Genomic DNA, 15,181 nt, shown 5'->3' on the forward strand with positions numbered 1-15,181 from the left:
GCCATAAGCAAGATTTGAAGGAATGAAAATCACGGCTTTGTCACCAAAAGACATTAGGCTCAATCCTTCAAGAAATCCTGGAATCATTCCATCTTTTTTCCCAGCTTGAAAAGGGAAAGCACGGTATCCGTTTTGGGCATCTCTACTGGCATCATATTTTCCGTAAGTTTTGCATACGTCTGCATAATTGCTATCAAATAAGGTTCCATCTTCAAAATAACCTGCATAATTAAAGTAGATAGTGCTACCATCAGCAGGTTTTGCTCCAGTTCCTTTTTGTGTAATTTTATAAGCTAATCCTGAAGTTGTTGTTGTGGCAGTTGCTTTTGCTTCTGCTAAATTAGCAGCTTTTGCAGTGATAACGGAACCGTATTTTTCTAGGTAAACTCTTTTGGCTTCAGCGGCAATTTCAGCTTGTTTTTTCTGGTTCTCAGCATCAATTACTGCCTGCTTTTTAGCATCTTCGGCTTTGTTTGCATAATAATCTGAGAATGTTTTTGGAGCATTAAACGCTTTCGCCAAAGTTCCTTTTCTAGTAATTGTAATCTTTAGTATTACATCATCTTGAGCAATCTTATTTACAATGTCTTGACCTTCGGTTACGTGACCAAAAATGGTGTGTTTCCCGTTTAGCCAAGGTGTGTCTTTATGAGTAATGAAAAACTGACTTCCATTAGTTGCAGGGCCAGAATTAGCCATTGCCAAAATACCTGCTTTTTCGAATTTCAAATCGGTAAATTCATCTTTGAACGCATAACCAGGACCTCCAGAACCATTTCCTGATGGGTCTCCGCCTTGAATCATAAAATCAGGAATCACTCTGTGAAATTTCAATCCATCATAAAATGGTTTTGCTTTCAATTTTTCGTTGGTTACAAAAGTGTTTTTTCCTTCGGCCAATGAGATAAAGTTAGCTACTGTTATAGGCGTTTTTTGATATTCTAATTGAACAATTATGGTTCCTTTGTTTGTTAAAATTGTTGCAAAGATACCTTCTGCTACTGCGGGTGTTTTACCAACGGGTTTTGCGGTTGTTACAGGTTTTTTAGCTGGAACAACTGTTTTTTTAGTCGGAACAACAGTTTTTTTGGCAACTTGGGCTTGAATAGTCATCATTCCCAAAAACAATAATAATAGAATTTTAGATTTCATTGTAGATAATTTTAAGTCAGACTTGTTTTAGTTTTTAATTTATTTATTAGGACTGTTTGCTGTACAAACCAAATTTAAACCATTAAGAAAATTAAGTTGCAATTCTTAATAAACCTTAAATCCTTAAATGGTTTCAAGGGAAAAACAGCTTTATTTTATATATTCTAATTTATGTTTCCGATTGTCCTTTAGCAGACATTCATAACATTTATTTAGGCATTGTTTCCAGTAATTCAACTTCAAAAATAATATTGGTATTTGGCGGAATTACAGTACCGGCACCCGCTTCTCCATAACCAAGATTGGAAGGTATAAAGATCACAGCTTTGTCGCCAAATGACATTTTTTCAATTCCTTCAATAAAACCAGGAATCAAACCGTCTTTTTTTCCTGCTTGAAAAGGAATGGGTTGATAACCGTGTTGAGCAGCTCTGTTAGGGTCAAATTTTCCAAAAGTTTTTGACACATCCTCAATGCTGGAATCAAACAAGCTTCCGTTTTCTAGAAAACCTGCATAATGAATGTAAATATTAGCACCGCTTTCAGGTTTTTTACCGTTACCTTTTTTGGTTATTACATATTGTAATCCTGTTGGCGTTTTTATTGCTTTGGCTTTTAAAGCTGCAAAAGAGGCTACTTTTTGTTCACGAACGGTTTTGTATTTTGCGTCCAAAATAGCTTCTTCTTCCAGTTTTTTCTTTTGATTTTCTGATTCTACAACGAAATAATTATGGAATATTTTTACTGCATCAAACTGTTTTGCAGCTTTTCCATTTCGGATAATGGTCACTTTAAGCATAGCATCGCCTTGTTCAATTTTGTTTGCCACTTCCATGCCATTTGCTACAACATGTCCAAAAATAGTGTGTTTGCCCTCAAGCCAAGGGGTTTCAAGATGTGTTATGAAAAACTGACTACTATTGGTTCCAGGACCATTATTAGCCATTGCCAAAACGCCAGCTGTGTCAAATTTTAAATCTGAAAACTCGTCCTTGAATTTATAACCTGTGTCTCCAGAACCTGTTCCTAAAGGATCTCCAGTTTGTATCATAAAATCTTTGATAACTCTGTGGAATTTTAAACCATCATAAAAAGGTCTTTTTTTGAGATTTTCATTAGTGATAAACTCATTTTTTCCTTCTGCCAATGTCACAAAATTAGCAACTGTAACAGGTGCTTTTTCATAATTCAATTGTACAATTACGTTTCCTTTATTGGTTTCAATTTGGGCATATAAACCATCAGGTAGGTTGTTTTTTTCTTCTTTACAAGAATAAAAAGAGGCAATAACGATTAATGCAAGTAGGATGTTTTTCTTCATTGGTAAATTTAATTTGTTATTATTTGGTAGTATCTACCGACTTGTTTTCAATGTTTATTTGTTGTTTTTGAAGTGTTTCAGTTTTTAGCTGAATTTCTTTTTTGAATGCTGCTTCTGGTAAAAAATTATGAAGGGTAACAGTGCATAAAAGAGGTTGATTAGTTCCTATTTTTTTGTTGTCACCGTGGTAACCATAAGCAATATGCGATGGAAAAAGAAAAATCACTTTTTCGTTTTTATGCATCAATTTGATGCCTTCTCTCAATCCAGTCATTATATTTTGCTTATCGATTAAATAAGTTTGTGGTCTTAATTCAAGTTGGGAATAGATGATATTTCCCTTAATGTCTTTTATTTCATAATCAAAAAAAGCAACATCTCCTTTTTTTGGAGTTAAAGTGTCGAGTGTGTTTTGAGCTACATAAGTGTACCAATACCCTTTGGTAGAGGCAATGTATTTTACAGCAGGATTGCTCTTGATTATCGAATCGATTTGACCTTCTTCGCCAGCAATTAATTTCCTGTTTCTCTCAGCCGATTTTTTCATAAATGTTCCCGAAGTCTGCGAAATAGGTCTTCTGGCTTCTTGATGTTGCTTGCAACTGGAAACCAAAATAAAGAGGGAAAGCGCGATTATCAATAATTTGTTATTTTTCATACTGCTTTATATTTTTAGTTTACTTACCAAATCTTCAAATTTATTTACGGTTGCTTCCATCGATAATTCTGATTTTCCTCCAGCAGCATTGCGATGTCCTCCACCGTTAAAATAATTTCTTGCAAATAAATTCACATCAAAATCACCTTGCGAACGGAACGAAATCTTGATTATTTTTTCTTCTTTATTTTCGATAAAGATAGCTGTAAAAACAATTCCTTTGATACTTAAACCGTAATTAACGATGCCTTCAGTATCTCCTTTAATATGGTTGAAAGTGTTTAATTCTTCTTGTGTTAGTGTAGTATAAGCCGTTTTATGTTCTGCAAAAATCTTCATATTTTGAAGTGCTCTTCCTAGAATTTGCAATCTTCCATAAGAACTATTGTCATAAAGCAAGATTGGAATTTCGGTATTTTCGACACCTAAATCTATTAAATTGGCAATGATTCTATGGGTTGTTCCTGTTGTTTTTGGAAAACGAAACGAACCTGAATCAGTTAGAATTCCCGTATAAATGCAAGTGCCAATGGTTTTATCGATGTCTGATTTTTTTTCAAGAAAGCAAATGAAATTGTACAACATTTCGCAAGTGGAACCAAAAGCAATATCTGAATAAGTGTAAGTGGCATAATCATCTGGCGATTGATGGTGGTCAATCATAATGAAGGGAACTTTTAGCGTGTTCAACACATTTTCCATTTCGCCCACACGATGCAAAGCATTAAAATCTAAAGTAAAAATAAGTTCGGCTTCTTCGAGAATTTTGGTACAATTAATTTTGTCTTTTTCGAATATTTTTACTTTTTCTGAGCCTGGCATCCACGCTAAAAAATCGGGAAATTCGTTAGGAGAAACAACTACAGCTTCGTGGTTATTTTTGATTAAAAAATGATACAATCCAAGGGTTGAACCCATAGCATCTCCATCAGGATTTCGATGCGGAATAATGGCAATTTTTTTTGGAGTTGATAACAACTGTTGTATCGCTTGTATGTCTTGTTCTTTCATAGTGTGCGAATTTACATTTTTTTAGTGTAATGTTGAAAACATTTAAAGTTTTAACAAACTTTTACAACACTAGAAATCCGTAAGGCTTTTCCTTTTGAATCGTTGGTACAACTTGTATTTGGCTCCTTTTACAATTTGAGAATGGTAAATACCAACAGAACCCGAAGAAAAATAAGCTACTATGCAAGCAATGCCAATGAAAACACCACTTTCTAAACCAAAAAGTTCGATTCCCATAATCGTGCAAGCAATAGGAGTGTGAGTTGCTCCAGAAAAAACAGCTACAAAACCCATTCCTGCCAAAAGCGCAATGGGAAGCGGAACGAAAACAGATAAGGCACTTCCTAAAGTTGCGCCAACGAAAAACAGAGGTGTCACTTCACCACCTTTGAATCCTGCACCAAGCGTAAATCCTGTAAAAAGTATTTTGAGTAGAAAATCAGAAGAAGGATTAGGTGTTATGAAAGAATCGACAATAGTAGGAATTCCCAATCCCATAAATTTTGTGGTGCCAATAAAATAAAAAGCAAATGCAAGTATAATTCCTCCCACAAACGGACGCAACGGAGGATGTTTTATGGTTTTCGAAAATAAACGTCCCCAAAAATGGGTTGTTCTCGAAAACAACATCGATGCGATCCCAAATAAAACACTAACTACAATTACCCATAGTAATACTTTTGGGGTCATTTCGGGTACAACTGAAATTCGGTAATGCGTGTGTTTTACTTGCCAAAATTCAACTGTAAAATAAGCAATATAAGCCGTTAAAAATGACAATACAATACTTCTAAAATCGATTTTGCTAAAATACAAAACCTCCAAAGCAAACAAAGCTCCCGCCAATGGTGTCCCAAAAACCGAAGCAAATCCAGCACTGATTCCTAGAATTATAAGTGTTCTTCTTCCAGAATTATCGAGTTTGTCTCTCGACTGCGCTCGAGATGACAGTCTTGAGAATTGGTCGGCAATAGCACCGCCCATTTGTACCGCAGTCCCTTCTCGTCCAGCAGAACCTCCAAAAAGATGAGTAATAATGGTTCCTAAAAATACTAAAGGAGCCATTTTTAAAGGGATGATTTTCTGGGGATTTTCGTATTCTTCGAGCAATAAATTATTGCCTTTCACCACTTCATTTCCCCAATAATAATAACTCAATCCTACGATGAGTCCACCTATTGGCAAAAGCCAAACAATCCAAAGATGGTGATTCCTAATTTGTGCTGCCCATTCTAATGAAACTAAAAGAAAAGCAGATGCTGAACCCGAAAAAATGCCTATCAAAGCGCAAATGAAAATCCATTTGAGTGCGAGAACGATGGTGTTTTTTAGGTTCATTTGTTTTTATTTTTGTCATTTCGACGAAGGAGAAATCATATCAGAATCTCTCGTTATGTGATTTCTCCTTCGTCGAAATGACAAATTAATAGCTTATTTTAAAAAATTATTCAGCAACAATAGCAGTAAATTCGATTTCTACTAAATATTCAGGAGCTACTAATTTGCTCACTTCATAAAATCCAGTGGCAGGCTTGGTGTCTTTAAAAAAGGTAGAATGTGCTCTTGCCACTTCTTCGAAACTTGTGATTTCGGTGGTAAATATTCGAGTGCGAATCACGTCTTTCATTTCTGCATTTAAATCTTCGAGCACTTTTTCTATTCGTTCAAGAATATTCAAGGTTTGTGCATAAGCATCATCAGCCTTAACTTTTTCGCCATCAACAATGGCTACTGTTCCAGAAACTTCAATGACATTGCCAATTCGTACTGCACGACAGTAACCCATTTTGTCTTCCCAAGGTGATCCAGTTAAGATATTCTCTCTTTTCATTTTGATTGTTTTTAGTTTATTGTGTTGATTTTTAATGTTTTTGAAATTGAATTCGAATTCTGGTATATTTTTTGCAATTTAGGAAAAAATAGAGATATAAAAAATCCTGATTTTTGATTAAATAGTTAAGTACTACAACCTATTTTTATTATTTAAACTATGTTTCTATACTTTAAAATAATGGACCGAATTGTACTCAAAGAGTTTCAGTTAATTATTGAGTAAAGGTTTTCTTAAAATGTAATAAATGCTACAATTGAGTGTTATAACCTATAGATTATCTTATTACTAATCATTAAGTGCTATGAAAAAAATATTGTTCTATGTTATTGTAATAGGTTTGTCTTTGAATGGATACGCTCAGGTGGAATTTGATACCAAATTTAAGCCAATTCCTGCCAAGAAATCTAAAATTAAGGAAGTCATTCCTCCAAAAGTTGTTTCTCCAAAAATCACGCCGCCAGATGTTGTAAAAAAACTGGATTCAGTGCCGCAATTTAATCCTGAAGATCTTTTTAAAGATACTAGTCTATATAAAAAAGAATCAAATTCGGAGGGTATATTTTATAGACGAAATCAATATTTAGGTAGTTTTAAAACGAAATCATTTACATCGACAATTCGATATCGCGATGCTGCTTTCGTGGATGGTGATAAGATAAGAGTTTTTTTGAATGGTAAAATAATTCAGCCTGAAGTGGTTTTGGATGGAGAGTTTCAAGGATTCAAAATTAACTTAGAAACTGGTGAAAACAGAATTGATTTTGAAGCTTTGAATGAAGGTTTTGCATCACCCAACACAGCTCAATTTGAGGTATTTGATGGTGAAGGAGTTGTTGTATCAGCAAGTCAATGGAATGTTGGTACAGGTTACAAGGCTACTATTTTATTGGTGAAAGAATAAAAAGATTGTTTTTAAATTTAATTTTAGAATAAAGCAATAAGTTAAAGAAAATTAAATTATGCTATTTTTGTGATTTTAAACCATTGATTTTTTTATTTTTAAATTTTTTACAAATATTGATTTATCAATAGCTAATATATATGAAACAAATTCTATTCATTTTTACTTTTATTTGTGTTGCATCAAAAAGCTTTGGACAAAGTGAATTTAGTAATAAATTTAAAGCAATTCCGCCACTTAATACAGATTTGAAATCTAAAAAAGTTAACCCACAAACTCCACAAACACCAAGTATTACTCCACCTAGTGTATTTGCAAACATCAATATTTTAAATACAAAACCCAAGCCTAATAATTCGTTTCAAATGGGAACAACTAATGATTTTTCAATGACTACAAAAAATAAGTTTGTAAATCCTGGAGATAAAGTTGCCGAAAAATTAAATAAAACCCCATTAAATGAAGGAACTGCTTATCGTAGAAATCAAGATTTAGGAGGTCTTACAACTAAATCAACCATATTGAAAATAGTATATAGAGATTTTGGCGAAGTGGATGGGGATGAAATTGAAGTTATCCAAAATGAAATTCCAATTATAGGAAAAATTACTATGGGAGGTGAATATAGAAGTTTCGATATTACCTTAAAAAAAGGGTCAAATGATTTGTCTTTTCTTGCATTAAACGAAGGAATGTATAGTCCAAATACTGCAGAATTTCAAATCTTTGACGAACAAGGAATTCTTATAAAGGCTAGCCAGTGGAATCTTTTCTCGGGATATAAAGCGACTATTACCATTCTTAAAGAATAGAAATTAATATTTTTCAAAATTCAATTTTTCAATCCCAATTATATAAAGTATTTTTGCCGAATGCAACACAACGTACTTATTTTAGATTTCGGATCGCAATACACACAACTTATTGCCCGTAGAGTTCGCGAATTAAATATTTTCTGCGAAATATTTCCATACAATCATTTCCCAGATGATTTATCAAGTTATAAAGCCGTAATTCTTGGTGGAAGTCCATTTTCTGTTCGTTCAGAAGATGCACCACATCCTGATTTATCTCAAATTAGAGGCAAATTACCAATGCTTGCCGTTTGTTACGGAGCGCAATATTTAGCCCATTTTAGTGGAGGCGAAGTTGCTGCATCTAATACAAGAGAATATGGTAGAGCTAATTTATCTTATATTAAAGAAGGTGAAACTTTCTTTGATGGCGTTTCTGAAAACAGCCAAGTTTGGATGAGTCATAGTGATAGTATCAAGGCTTTACCAACTAATGGTGTTAAACTTGCTAGTACTCACGATGTAGAATATGCAGCTTACAAAATCGAAGGAGAAACTACTTATGCCATTCAATACCATCCTGAAGTTTTTCACTCTACAGATGGTTCTAAAATGTTGGAGAATTTCTTGGTAAAAATCGCCGAGGTTCCTCAAAATTTCACACCAAACGCTTTCGTTGAAGAAATCGTAGCTGAAATGAAAGAGAAAATCGGAAATGACAAAGTAGTTTTAGGTCTTTCTGGAGGAGTTGACTCTACTGTAGCTGCCGTTTTATTGAATAAAGCTATTGGTAAAAATCTCTATTGTATTTTTGTAAATAATGGTTTGCTTAGAAAAAATGAATTCCAAAGTGTTTTAGATCAATACGAAGGAATGGGGTTGAACGTGAAAGGAGTGGATGCTTCCCAACGTTTTTATGATGCTTTAGCAGGAGTTACGGATCCAGAATTAAAAAGAAAAGCCATTGGTAATGCATTTATCGAAGTTTTTGATGCAGAATCACATCTTATCGAAAATGTAACTTGGTTAGCTCAAGGAACTATTTATCCTGACGTAATCGAGTCGGTTTCTGTAAAAGGACCATCGGCAACTATCAAATCGCACCATAATGTGGGTGGTTTGCCTGATTATATGAAATTGAAAGTGGTAGAACCTTTGCGTATGCTTTTCAAAGACGAAGTGCGTAGAGTAGGAGCAACTTTAGGAATAGATTCAGAATTATTGGGAAGACATCCTTTTCCTGGACCTGGATTGTCTATTCGAATTTTAGGTGATATTACTTTAGAAAAAGTTCAAATCTTACAAGATGTTGATAAAGTTTTTATCGACGGTTTAAAATCTTGGGGATTGTATGATAAAGTTTGGCAAGCAGGAACAATTTTGCTTCCTGTAAACAGTGTGGGTGAAATGGGGGATGAGCGTACTTACGAAAAAGTGGTGGCGCTTCGGGCAGTTGAATCTACTGATGGAATGACTGCTGATTGGGTACATTTACCGTATGATTTCTTGATGAAAGTATCTAATGATATTATCAATAAAGTGAAAGGTGTGAATCGTGTTGTTTATGACATTAGTTCAAAACCGCCAGCAACTATCGAGTGGGAATAATGCATTTTTAATGTTAATTATAAAAAAACGGTATCAGATTTTGGAATAAAATTTGATGCCGTTTTGCTATCTTTGAAAAACTAATTTTTTTATACTATCAAAAGGATGAAATATTTTATAACGGTTTGTTTAACTACTTTGGCTTTTTCTTTAAATAGTTTTTCCCAAGAAAAAAGTATCACACATAAAGTTGAAAAAGGGGAAACTATAATCCAAATTGCTCAAAAATATAGCGTCACCCCTTATGATATTTATAAACTAAACCCAGATGCTCAAAGCGGATTAAAACTAAATAGCATTTTGCTTATTCCAAAAAAAGGTGGAATTCAAAAAGTAAATGCACAAACTATATCCCATCAAGTTGAATCCAAAGAAACTTTATATGGTATTGAAAAAAAATACAATGTTTCGGATGAAGTTTTAAAAAAAGCCAATCCATTTCTTGAAAAAGAGGGTTTACAAATTGGTCAAACGCTTTCAATTCCTTCGAATTCAGTTGCGAAAACAATGGTTTCAACTCAGGAAAAAGTGGTTTATCACGAAGTACTTCCAAAGGAAACAAAATATTCCATTGCCAAACAATACGGAATTACCATCCAAGAATTGGAAAAAAGAAATCCAGAAGTGATTCCTAATTTACCCATTGGATACAAATTGATAATTAAGGGAACTGCTCCAAAAGCTGATAAAGTGGCGGTTGTTGAACCAAAAAAAGAAACACCAAAACCAATTGCTACAAAAGCTCCAGCCATTACTTATGTTGATTATGAGGTAAAACCAAAAGAAACCTTGTATAGTTTATCGAAAATGACCGGTTTGGAACAAGCAGAATTGATAAAATTAAATCCAGCTTTGGTCGATGGTGTTGAAATAGGGATGATTTTGAAAGTACCTTCAACAAGTTCGATTCCTCAAGAGGCGAAAAAAGAATATGTTTCTCTATCTAAAATAAACAATAATACATCCCGAAAAAAAATTGTTTTGTTGATGCCATTTAATCTTTCCAAAATCGAAAGCGATACCGTAAATTCGACCTCGATGCGATTAAAAAAGGACAAATTTTTGAATATGACGCTTGATTTTTATTCAGGTGCTTTAATGGCAATAGATTCGGCTAAAAGTCTTGGAATTACTGTTGATGTGAGTATTTTTGATTCTCAAGAAACCAAAAACACTTCAAATGTTGCAAACATTATCAGAGAAAATAATCTCCAAAACGCGGATGCAATAATTGGTCCTTTTTATCAAAATAATGCAGAAACAACAGCTAGTATTGTTGGCAAAAATAACGTTCCCGTGATTTCACCTTTATCAAAAGATATAGGAAATCCTTATGCTAATTTGTACCAAACCATTCCAAGTAGCGAGGTTACAAAAAATGCGATGTTCAATTATATGCGAGCAAAAGGAGGAAATATTATTGCCGTAATCGATAAGAAAAAAGAATCTATAATTCAGTATATTAAAGGAAATCAGAAAGGAGTTCAATTTGCAGCGATGAATGACAACGGAACTTTATCTGCCGAAAGTTTGAAAAGTTTGTTTGCAAAAGATAGGATGAACTATGTGGTTATGGAAACGGGTAACACAATGATGATTAAACTGACGATAAAAACAATGGTAGAAGCGTTGGATTCAGGTTATAATGTACAATTAGTTATTTTGGAATCGAATGACACATTGGAAACGGATGAAATTAATTTCACAAACTTGGTTAAATTAAAATTGATGTATCCTTCAACGACTAGAGAAAATGAATCTCCAGAGGCATTTATTTTCGAAAATAAATATAGAAAAGAAAATAATATTTACCCATCAACTTATGCCACGCGTGGTTTTGATGTTACGTTTGACACGATGATGCGTTTGTCACAAGACAAAAGTTATCAAGAAACAGCGGAAACTATTGCAACGGAGCAAGTAGATAATAAATTCGAATATTATAAAAAAGAAGACGGTGGCTATGCTAATAAAGGCGTGTTTATCTTATATTACGATTCCGATTTAACCATAAAAGAAGCGAATTAATGACATCAAAAATAACTTACTTAGGCGATTTAAGAACCACTTCGACTCACTTGCAATCAGGAACAGAAATTCTTTCGGATGCGCCAACGGATAACCACGGAAAAGGCGAAGCATTCTCGCCAACGGATTTAGTTGCTAATGCACTCGGAAGTTGTATGGTCTCGATTATGGCAATAAAATCAAAGGATTTAGATTTCGATTTAGTTGGTTCTACAGTCTCAGTGACCAAAATTATGCAAGCCGAACCAAGAAAAATTGCCAAAATTATTATTGTTTTAGATATGGCAATTGCTACAACCGATAAAAACAAAACGATTTTAGAAAGAGTAGCTATGAACTGTCCTGTTTTATTGAGTTTAAACACGGATATTGAAAAGGAAATTACGTTTAATTGGAAATAAATTAGTTTCCACTCGATTTCAAAACGCTTGTTATAATCAGTTTTTAGGTTAAATTTTAAACTTTTAAACTTTTAAACTTTTTAAACTTTTTAAACTTGGATCAAGACCAAAAACAACTCATCAAACTTGCCCACACTAAAATGCCTTTTGGCAAATATGAAGGCAAACATCTTATCGATCTGCCGGAATATTATGTGGTTTGGTATTCCAATAAAGGTTTTCCAAAAGGAGAATTAGGCGAGCAACTGCAACTGGTTTACGAATTAAAACTTAACGGTCTCGAAGAGTTAATCCGCAATATTAGAAAACGATATCCCAAACCTTGATTTAAGTATTCATTTCTAAATCCCGAATGTAATCTCCATATTCTAAATAAAACATTTCTACAGCGTGCATTTTTTCGTTGAAGAAATCGAAAATTTCATCCCAATACTTTTTATTACTAACGCCTACACCTAATTTTTCGACCCAAATACGGCTGATGGTTTTTCCGTTTTCGAGGGTAAAGTTCTTTTCGAAAACTAAATCTTCAATAAAATCTGCTTCCAATATGCTTTTTAAGGATTCCATTTTTTCAAAATAAATTTTTCGGGTTTCCTCATTTCGATTTTCGATATCAATTAAAACCTGCGCTTTTTTGTTGTCAACATAAAATTTAAAAGAAAAATCTTTGATTTTGGTGTCGTATAAAACCCATTTTCTAGGGTATTTTTCTGCAAAAGCAACCCAGAATTCCCGCTTTAATCTTTGAGTTTCCTCTTTGCTATACATTATAATTTGTAGTTTATGGTTTGTTGTTTGTTGAATTTTCAATTGCCATTGCTATTGAAATTGCATATATTTACAAAACGTGTTTATAGTGCAAAAATAAACTTTGATTATGGATTTCCAAGATTTTTTAGAATATGTTCCAAAATTAGTGGGAGTAACACTTCCAGCCAGTGAGGCGCATTATAAAATGGCACCTTTAGAACGAATTCGTAATTACGATAGTAAAGAAATTGAAAGTAAAAATCCCAAAACTGCTGCTGTAATGATGTTGTTTTATCCCAAAAACGGGAAGACGCATTTGGTGCTTATTGTTCGGAATTCTTATGAAGGAGTTCATTCGGCACAAATTGCATTTCCAGGAGGAAAATATGAGACTATAGATCAAAATTTCGAAAATACTGCTTTGCGTGAAACCCACGAAGAAATAGGAATTCCTCCCGAAAGTATTGAAATCATTATGCCTTTCACGCATTTGTATATTCCGCCAAGCAATTTTATGGTGTATCCTTTTTTGGGAATTTGCAGGGACGAACTTATTTTCACGCCTGATCTAGATGAGGTAGCTAAAATTATCGAATTGCCATTATCTGATTTTTTAAGTGATGAGATAATTATTAGCACGACAATGACTACCTCGTATGCTGAAAATATACTTATACCAGCTTTCAAAATCGAGGAACATATTGTTTGGGGAGCCACTGCAATGATGTTAAGCGAACTGAAAGAAGTCTTGAAAAATATACTTTAAATTATTATTTTCGTAAGTTTGTAATCCAATTTTACAACACACACAATTTTATGGGATTATTTAAGAGAAATCCTTTTGGACACATTCTTTTTATCAAGAAGTGGTTAATCCGAATTTTTGCGGTTTTAACACACAAACGCTATAGAGGCTTCAATGATTTACAAATTGAAGGTTCCGAAATTATTAGTAATTTACCAGACACTAACATCCTTTTTATATCCAATCATCAAACTTATTTTGCCGATGTCGTGGCTATGTTTCACGTTTTTAATGCCAGTTTGAGTGGTCGTGAAGATTCCATAAAAAACTTGGGATATATCTGGCAACCCAAGTTGAATATCTATTATGTAGCTGCCAAAGAGACGATGCAAGCAGGATTGTTGCCTAGAATTTTATCCTACATTGGTGCTATAACAGTCGAAAGAACTTGGAGAGCTGGAGGAAAAGATGTACAGGAAAAACGCGAAGTTAACCCTAACGACACTGAGAATATTGGAATTGCACTACAAGATGGTTGGGTAATTACTTTTCCTCAAGGCACAACAAAATCATTCAAACCAGTTCGCAAAGGAACTGCACATATCATTAAGCAATACAAACCAATTGTTGTTCCAATAGTAATTGACGGTTTCCGTCGTTCGTTTGACAAAAAAGGATTGCGAATGAAAAAGAAAGATATTTTGCAATCTTTTATTATCAAATCGCCATTAGAAATTGATTATGACAATGATACTATTGATCAAATTGTCGAAAAAGTAGAATATGCCATCGAGCAACATCCCTCGTTTCTGAAAGTGATTCCTGCCGAAGAGATAAAGGTAGCGGAAGAATTAAACAGATTGAGAAAATGGGAATATTGATTCTTTTTTATAAATCTATTTTCTTTAATTCTTCATTATTTTGTTTTAATTTTTTAAGGAAACCGCCATATAATATCTTGTAAAACAACCAGATTCCACCCATTATTAATAGTGCCATAGCAATAATTGTAATGTAGTTTACCTCGATATTAATATGCTCTTTTTGAGGTCCTGTAGAATTCCATCCCGCACTAAAACTTTCAATTCCTCCTATCGCTCCTGAAACACCTCCTATAAAAATATTCCAATAAATGTAGTAGGTGACAATTTTTCTGGTTTTTAGTATATGTTCTATAAGCGTCTTTGAAGATTGTAACACTGATATATCTTTGTAATTTCTATAAAACAAATAGATAAATACAATGACAACAATATAATTAAATTTCTCTAAAAAATTTATAAATGGGTGCATAGCCAAAAATTTAGCATAACCTCTATCGCCAATTAGATATCCAATTCCATTCAGAATAATAAACTCCAAAATGCTCACAATCAAAATCCACTTCACAATCGAAGAAGATTTTGTATGCAACATTTTGTAAATTTCCACTTCCGAAACCTGTTCAAAGACATTGTTTTTCTGCCAATCTTTCTTTAATAAATCCAGCTCTTTCATAATCATTAAGGATTTAATATTTTTTTTAATTTCCCTTTTATTCTATTCATTTTCACTCTTGTATTCACTTCGCTAATTCCTAAAGTCTCCGAAATTTCCTTGTAGTCCTTGTCTTCAAGATACATGAAAATCAAGGCTTTTTCAATATCATTCAATTGATAAACTGCGTTGTACATCAACTTCAGCCGTTCTTCCTCTTCGTAGTTATAATCTTCTTGACTGATAAAAAATTGATGATTTTCATAATCCACCGTCTTGACCGATCGAGTGCTTTTTCGGTACAAAGTAATGGCTGTATTCAATGCGACTCGATAGGCCCATGTCGAAAACTTACTGTCACCACGAAACTTCGGAAAAGCCTTCCACAACTGAATCGTGATTTCCTGAAACAAATCCTTGTGCGCATCCTCACCATTCGTATATAACCTACAAATTTTGTGGATTATATTCTGATTGGCCTTCAATTGCTGCACAAAAG

At 33.6% G+C, this 15,181-nt stretch carries 17 protein-coding genes; 8 read left to right on the plus strand and 9 right to left on the minus strand.

All coding sequences use genetic code 11. From position 1 onward, the window contains the following. From PHC28_RS06990 to PHC28_RS07015, 6 genes are all read right to left on the minus strand, one after another. Positions 1-1,152: peptidylprolyl isomerase (locus PHC28_RS06990; RefSeq protein WP_300097666.1), on the minus strand; the 1,152-nt coding region annotated here is incomplete at its 3' end. Between the two features lie 208 nt (positions 1,153-1,360). After that, positions 1,361-2,473: a peptidylprolyl isomerase gene (locus PHC28_RS06995; RefSeq protein ID WP_300097668.1), complete on the minus strand. Its 1,113-nt coding sequence runs from the start codon at positions 2,471-2,473 to the stop codon at positions 1,361-1,363. 19 nt (positions 2,474-2,492) lie between these two features. Beyond that, positions 2,493-3,131 carry a gliding motility-associated peptidyl-prolyl isomerase GldI gene (gldI, locus tag PHC28_RS07000; RefSeq protein WP_300097670.1) on the minus strand — a complete coding sequence of 213 codons (639 nt, stop codon included), beginning with the start codon at positions 3,129-3,131 and terminating at the stop codon, positions 2,493-2,495. A 6-nt stretch (positions 3,132-3,137) separates the two neighbouring features. Further along, entirely contained in the window at positions 3,138-4,142 is a 1,005-nt protein-coding gene (locus PHC28_RS07005; RefSeq protein ID WP_300097672.1) for a bifunctional oligoribonuclease/PAP phosphatase NrnA, read from the minus strand. A gap of 69 nt (positions 4,143-4,211) precedes the next feature. Beyond that, the gene (locus PHC28_RS07010) at positions 4,212-5,480 is read right to left on the minus strand and encodes a voltage-gated chloride channel family protein (protein ID WP_300097674.1); all 1,269 of its coding nucleotides are present in this window, start codon (positions 5,478-5,480) and stop codon (positions 4,212-4,214) included. 106 nt (positions 5,481-5,586) lie between these two features. Next, a complete protein-coding gene (locus tag PHC28_RS07015; RefSeq protein ID WP_300097676.1) occupies positions 5,587-5,973 on the minus strand; it encodes a RidA family protein in 387 nt (128 codons plus the stop codon). Between the two features lie 304 nt (positions 5,974-6,277). Here PHC28_RS07015 and PHC28_RS07020 point away from each other — a divergent pair, with 304 nt between their 5' ends. The 6 genes from PHC28_RS07020 (at position 6,278) to PHC28_RS07045 (ending at position 12,034) form a co-directional block, all read left to right on the plus strand. After that, positions 6,278-6,877, plus strand: coding sequence for a hypothetical protein (locus PHC28_RS07020; RefSeq protein WP_300097678.1), 600 nt, complete (start codon positions 6,278-6,280; stop codon positions 6,875-6,877). A gap of 140 nt (positions 6,878-7,017) precedes the next feature. Then, positions 7,018-7,689 (plus strand): hypothetical protein, encoded by a 672-nt coding sequence (locus PHC28_RS07025; protein ID WP_300097680.1) that lies wholly within the window; start codon positions 7,018-7,020, stop codon positions 7,687-7,689. 60 nt (positions 7,690-7,749) lie between these two features. Continuing rightward, positions 7,750-9,279: a glutamine-hydrolyzing GMP synthase gene (gene guaA / locus PHC28_RS07030; RefSeq protein ID WP_300097682.1), complete on the plus strand. Its 1,530-nt coding sequence runs from the start codon at positions 7,750-7,752 to the stop codon at positions 9,277-9,279. Positions 9,280-9,384: 105 nt separating this feature from the next. Then, the gene (locus PHC28_RS07035; RefSeq protein ID WP_300097684.1) at positions 9,385-11,307 is read left to right on the plus strand and encodes a LysM peptidoglycan-binding domain-containing protein; all 1,923 of its coding nucleotides are present in this window, start codon (positions 9,385-9,387) and stop codon (positions 11,305-11,307) included. Further along, complete coding sequence (locus PHC28_RS07040; protein ID WP_300097686.1) at positions 11,307-11,708, plus strand: OsmC family protein; 402 nt, start codon at positions 11,307-11,309, stop codon at positions 11,706-11,708. Before PHC28_RS07035 ends, PHC28_RS07040 begins: the two co-directional genes overlap by 1 nt. 95 nt (positions 11,709-11,803) lie before the next feature. Then, positions 11,804-12,034 carry a DUF3820 family protein gene (locus tag PHC28_RS07045; protein WP_300097688.1) on the plus strand — a complete coding sequence of 77 codons (231 nt, stop codon included), beginning with the start codon at positions 11,804-11,806 and terminating at the stop codon, positions 12,032-12,034. Position 12,035: 1 nt separating this feature from the next. Here PHC28_RS07045 and PHC28_RS07050 read toward each other — a convergent pair whose 3' ends face one another. Next, entirely contained in the window at positions 12,036-12,479 is a 444-nt protein-coding gene (locus tag PHC28_RS07050; RefSeq protein ID WP_300097690.1) for a DUF4268 domain-containing protein, read from the minus strand. A gap of 109 nt (positions 12,480-12,588) precedes the next feature. Here PHC28_RS07050 and PHC28_RS07055 point away from each other — a divergent pair, with 109 nt between their 5' ends. Continuing rightward, positions 12,589-13,227, plus strand: coding sequence for a CoA pyrophosphatase (locus tag PHC28_RS07055; protein WP_300097692.1), 639 nt, complete (start codon positions 12,589-12,591; stop codon positions 13,225-13,227). 50 nt (positions 13,228-13,277) lie between these two features. Continuing rightward, positions 13,278-14,087: a 1-acyl-sn-glycerol-3-phosphate acyltransferase gene (locus PHC28_RS07060; protein ID WP_300097694.1), complete on the plus strand. Its 810-nt coding sequence runs from the start codon at positions 13,278-13,280 to the stop codon at positions 14,085-14,087. A 7-nt stretch (positions 14,088-14,094) separates the two neighbouring features. Here the strand turns inward: PHC28_RS07060 and PHC28_RS07065 are convergent, their stop codons facing one another. Further along, positions 14,095-14,703 (minus strand): hypothetical protein, encoded by a 609-nt coding sequence (locus PHC28_RS07065; protein WP_300097696.1) that lies wholly within the window; start codon positions 14,701-14,703, stop codon positions 14,095-14,097. A 5-nt stretch (positions 14,704-14,708) separates the two neighbouring features. Further along, positions 14,709-15,181, minus strand: a 473-nt coding sequence (locus PHC28_RS07070) for a sigma-70 family RNA polymerase sigma factor (RefSeq protein WP_300097699.1), incomplete at its 5' end; no start/stop codon positions are given.

The organism is Flavobacterium sp. (genome assembly GCF_028712645.1).
GTDB lineage: Bacteria > Bacteroidota > Bacteroidia > Flavobacteriales > Flavobacteriaceae > Flavobacterium.

What these genes read in the sequence shown, in the direction of transcription:
- PHC28_RS06995 (WP_300097668.1), bottom strand. Translation starts at nt 2,473, where the DNA reads ATGAAGAAAAACATCCTACTTGCATTAATCGTTATTGCCTCTTTTTAT.
- gldI (WP_300097670.1), bottom strand. Translation starts at nt 3,131, where the DNA reads ATGAAAAATAACAAATTATTGATAATCGCGCTTTCCCTCTTTATTTTG.
- PHC28_RS07005 (WP_300097672.1), bottom strand. Translation starts at nt 4,142, where the DNA reads ATGAAAGAACAAGACATACAAGCGATACAACAGTTGTTATCAACTCCA.
- PHC28_RS07010 (WP_300097674.1), bottom strand. Translation starts at nt 5,480, where the DNA reads ATGAACCTAAAAAACACCATCGTTCTCGCACTCAAATGGATTTTCATT.
- PHC28_RS07015 (WP_300097676.1), bottom strand. Translation starts at nt 5,973, where the DNA reads ATGAAAAGAGAGAATATCTTAACTGGATCACCTTGGGAAGACAAAATG.
- PHC28_RS07020 (WP_300097678.1), top strand. Translation starts at nt 6,278, where the DNA reads ATGAAAAAAATATTGTTCTATGTTATTGTAATAGGTTTGTCTTTGAAT.
- PHC28_RS07025 (WP_300097680.1), top strand. Translation starts at nt 7,018, where the DNA reads ATGAAACAAATTCTATTCATTTTTACTTTTATTTGTGTTGCATCAAAA.
- guaA (WP_300097682.1), top strand. Translation starts at nt 7,750, where the DNA reads ATGCAACACAACGTACTTATTTTAGATTTCGGATCGCAATACACACAA.
- PHC28_RS07035 (WP_300097684.1), top strand. Translation starts at nt 9,385, where the DNA reads ATGAAATATTTTATAACGGTTTGTTTAACTACTTTGGCTTTTTCTTTA.
- PHC28_RS07040 (WP_300097686.1), top strand. Translation starts at nt 11,307, where the DNA reads ATGACATCAAAAATAACTTACTTAGGCGATTTAAGAACCACTTCGACT.
- PHC28_RS07050 (WP_300097690.1), bottom strand. Translation starts at nt 12,479, where the DNA reads ATGTATAGCAAAGAGGAAACTCAAAGATTAAAGCGGGAATTCTGGGTT.
- PHC28_RS07055 (WP_300097692.1), top strand. Translation starts at nt 12,589, where the DNA reads ATGGATTTCCAAGATTTTTTAGAATATGTTCCAAAATTAGTGGGAGTA.
- PHC28_RS07060 (WP_300097694.1), top strand. Translation starts at nt 13,278, where the DNA reads ATGGGATTATTTAAGAGAAATCCTTTTGGACACATTCTTTTTATCAAG.
- PHC28_RS07065 (WP_300097696.1), bottom strand. Translation starts at nt 14,703, where the DNA reads ATGAAAGAGCTGGATTTATTAAAGAAAGATTGGCAGAAAAACAATGTC.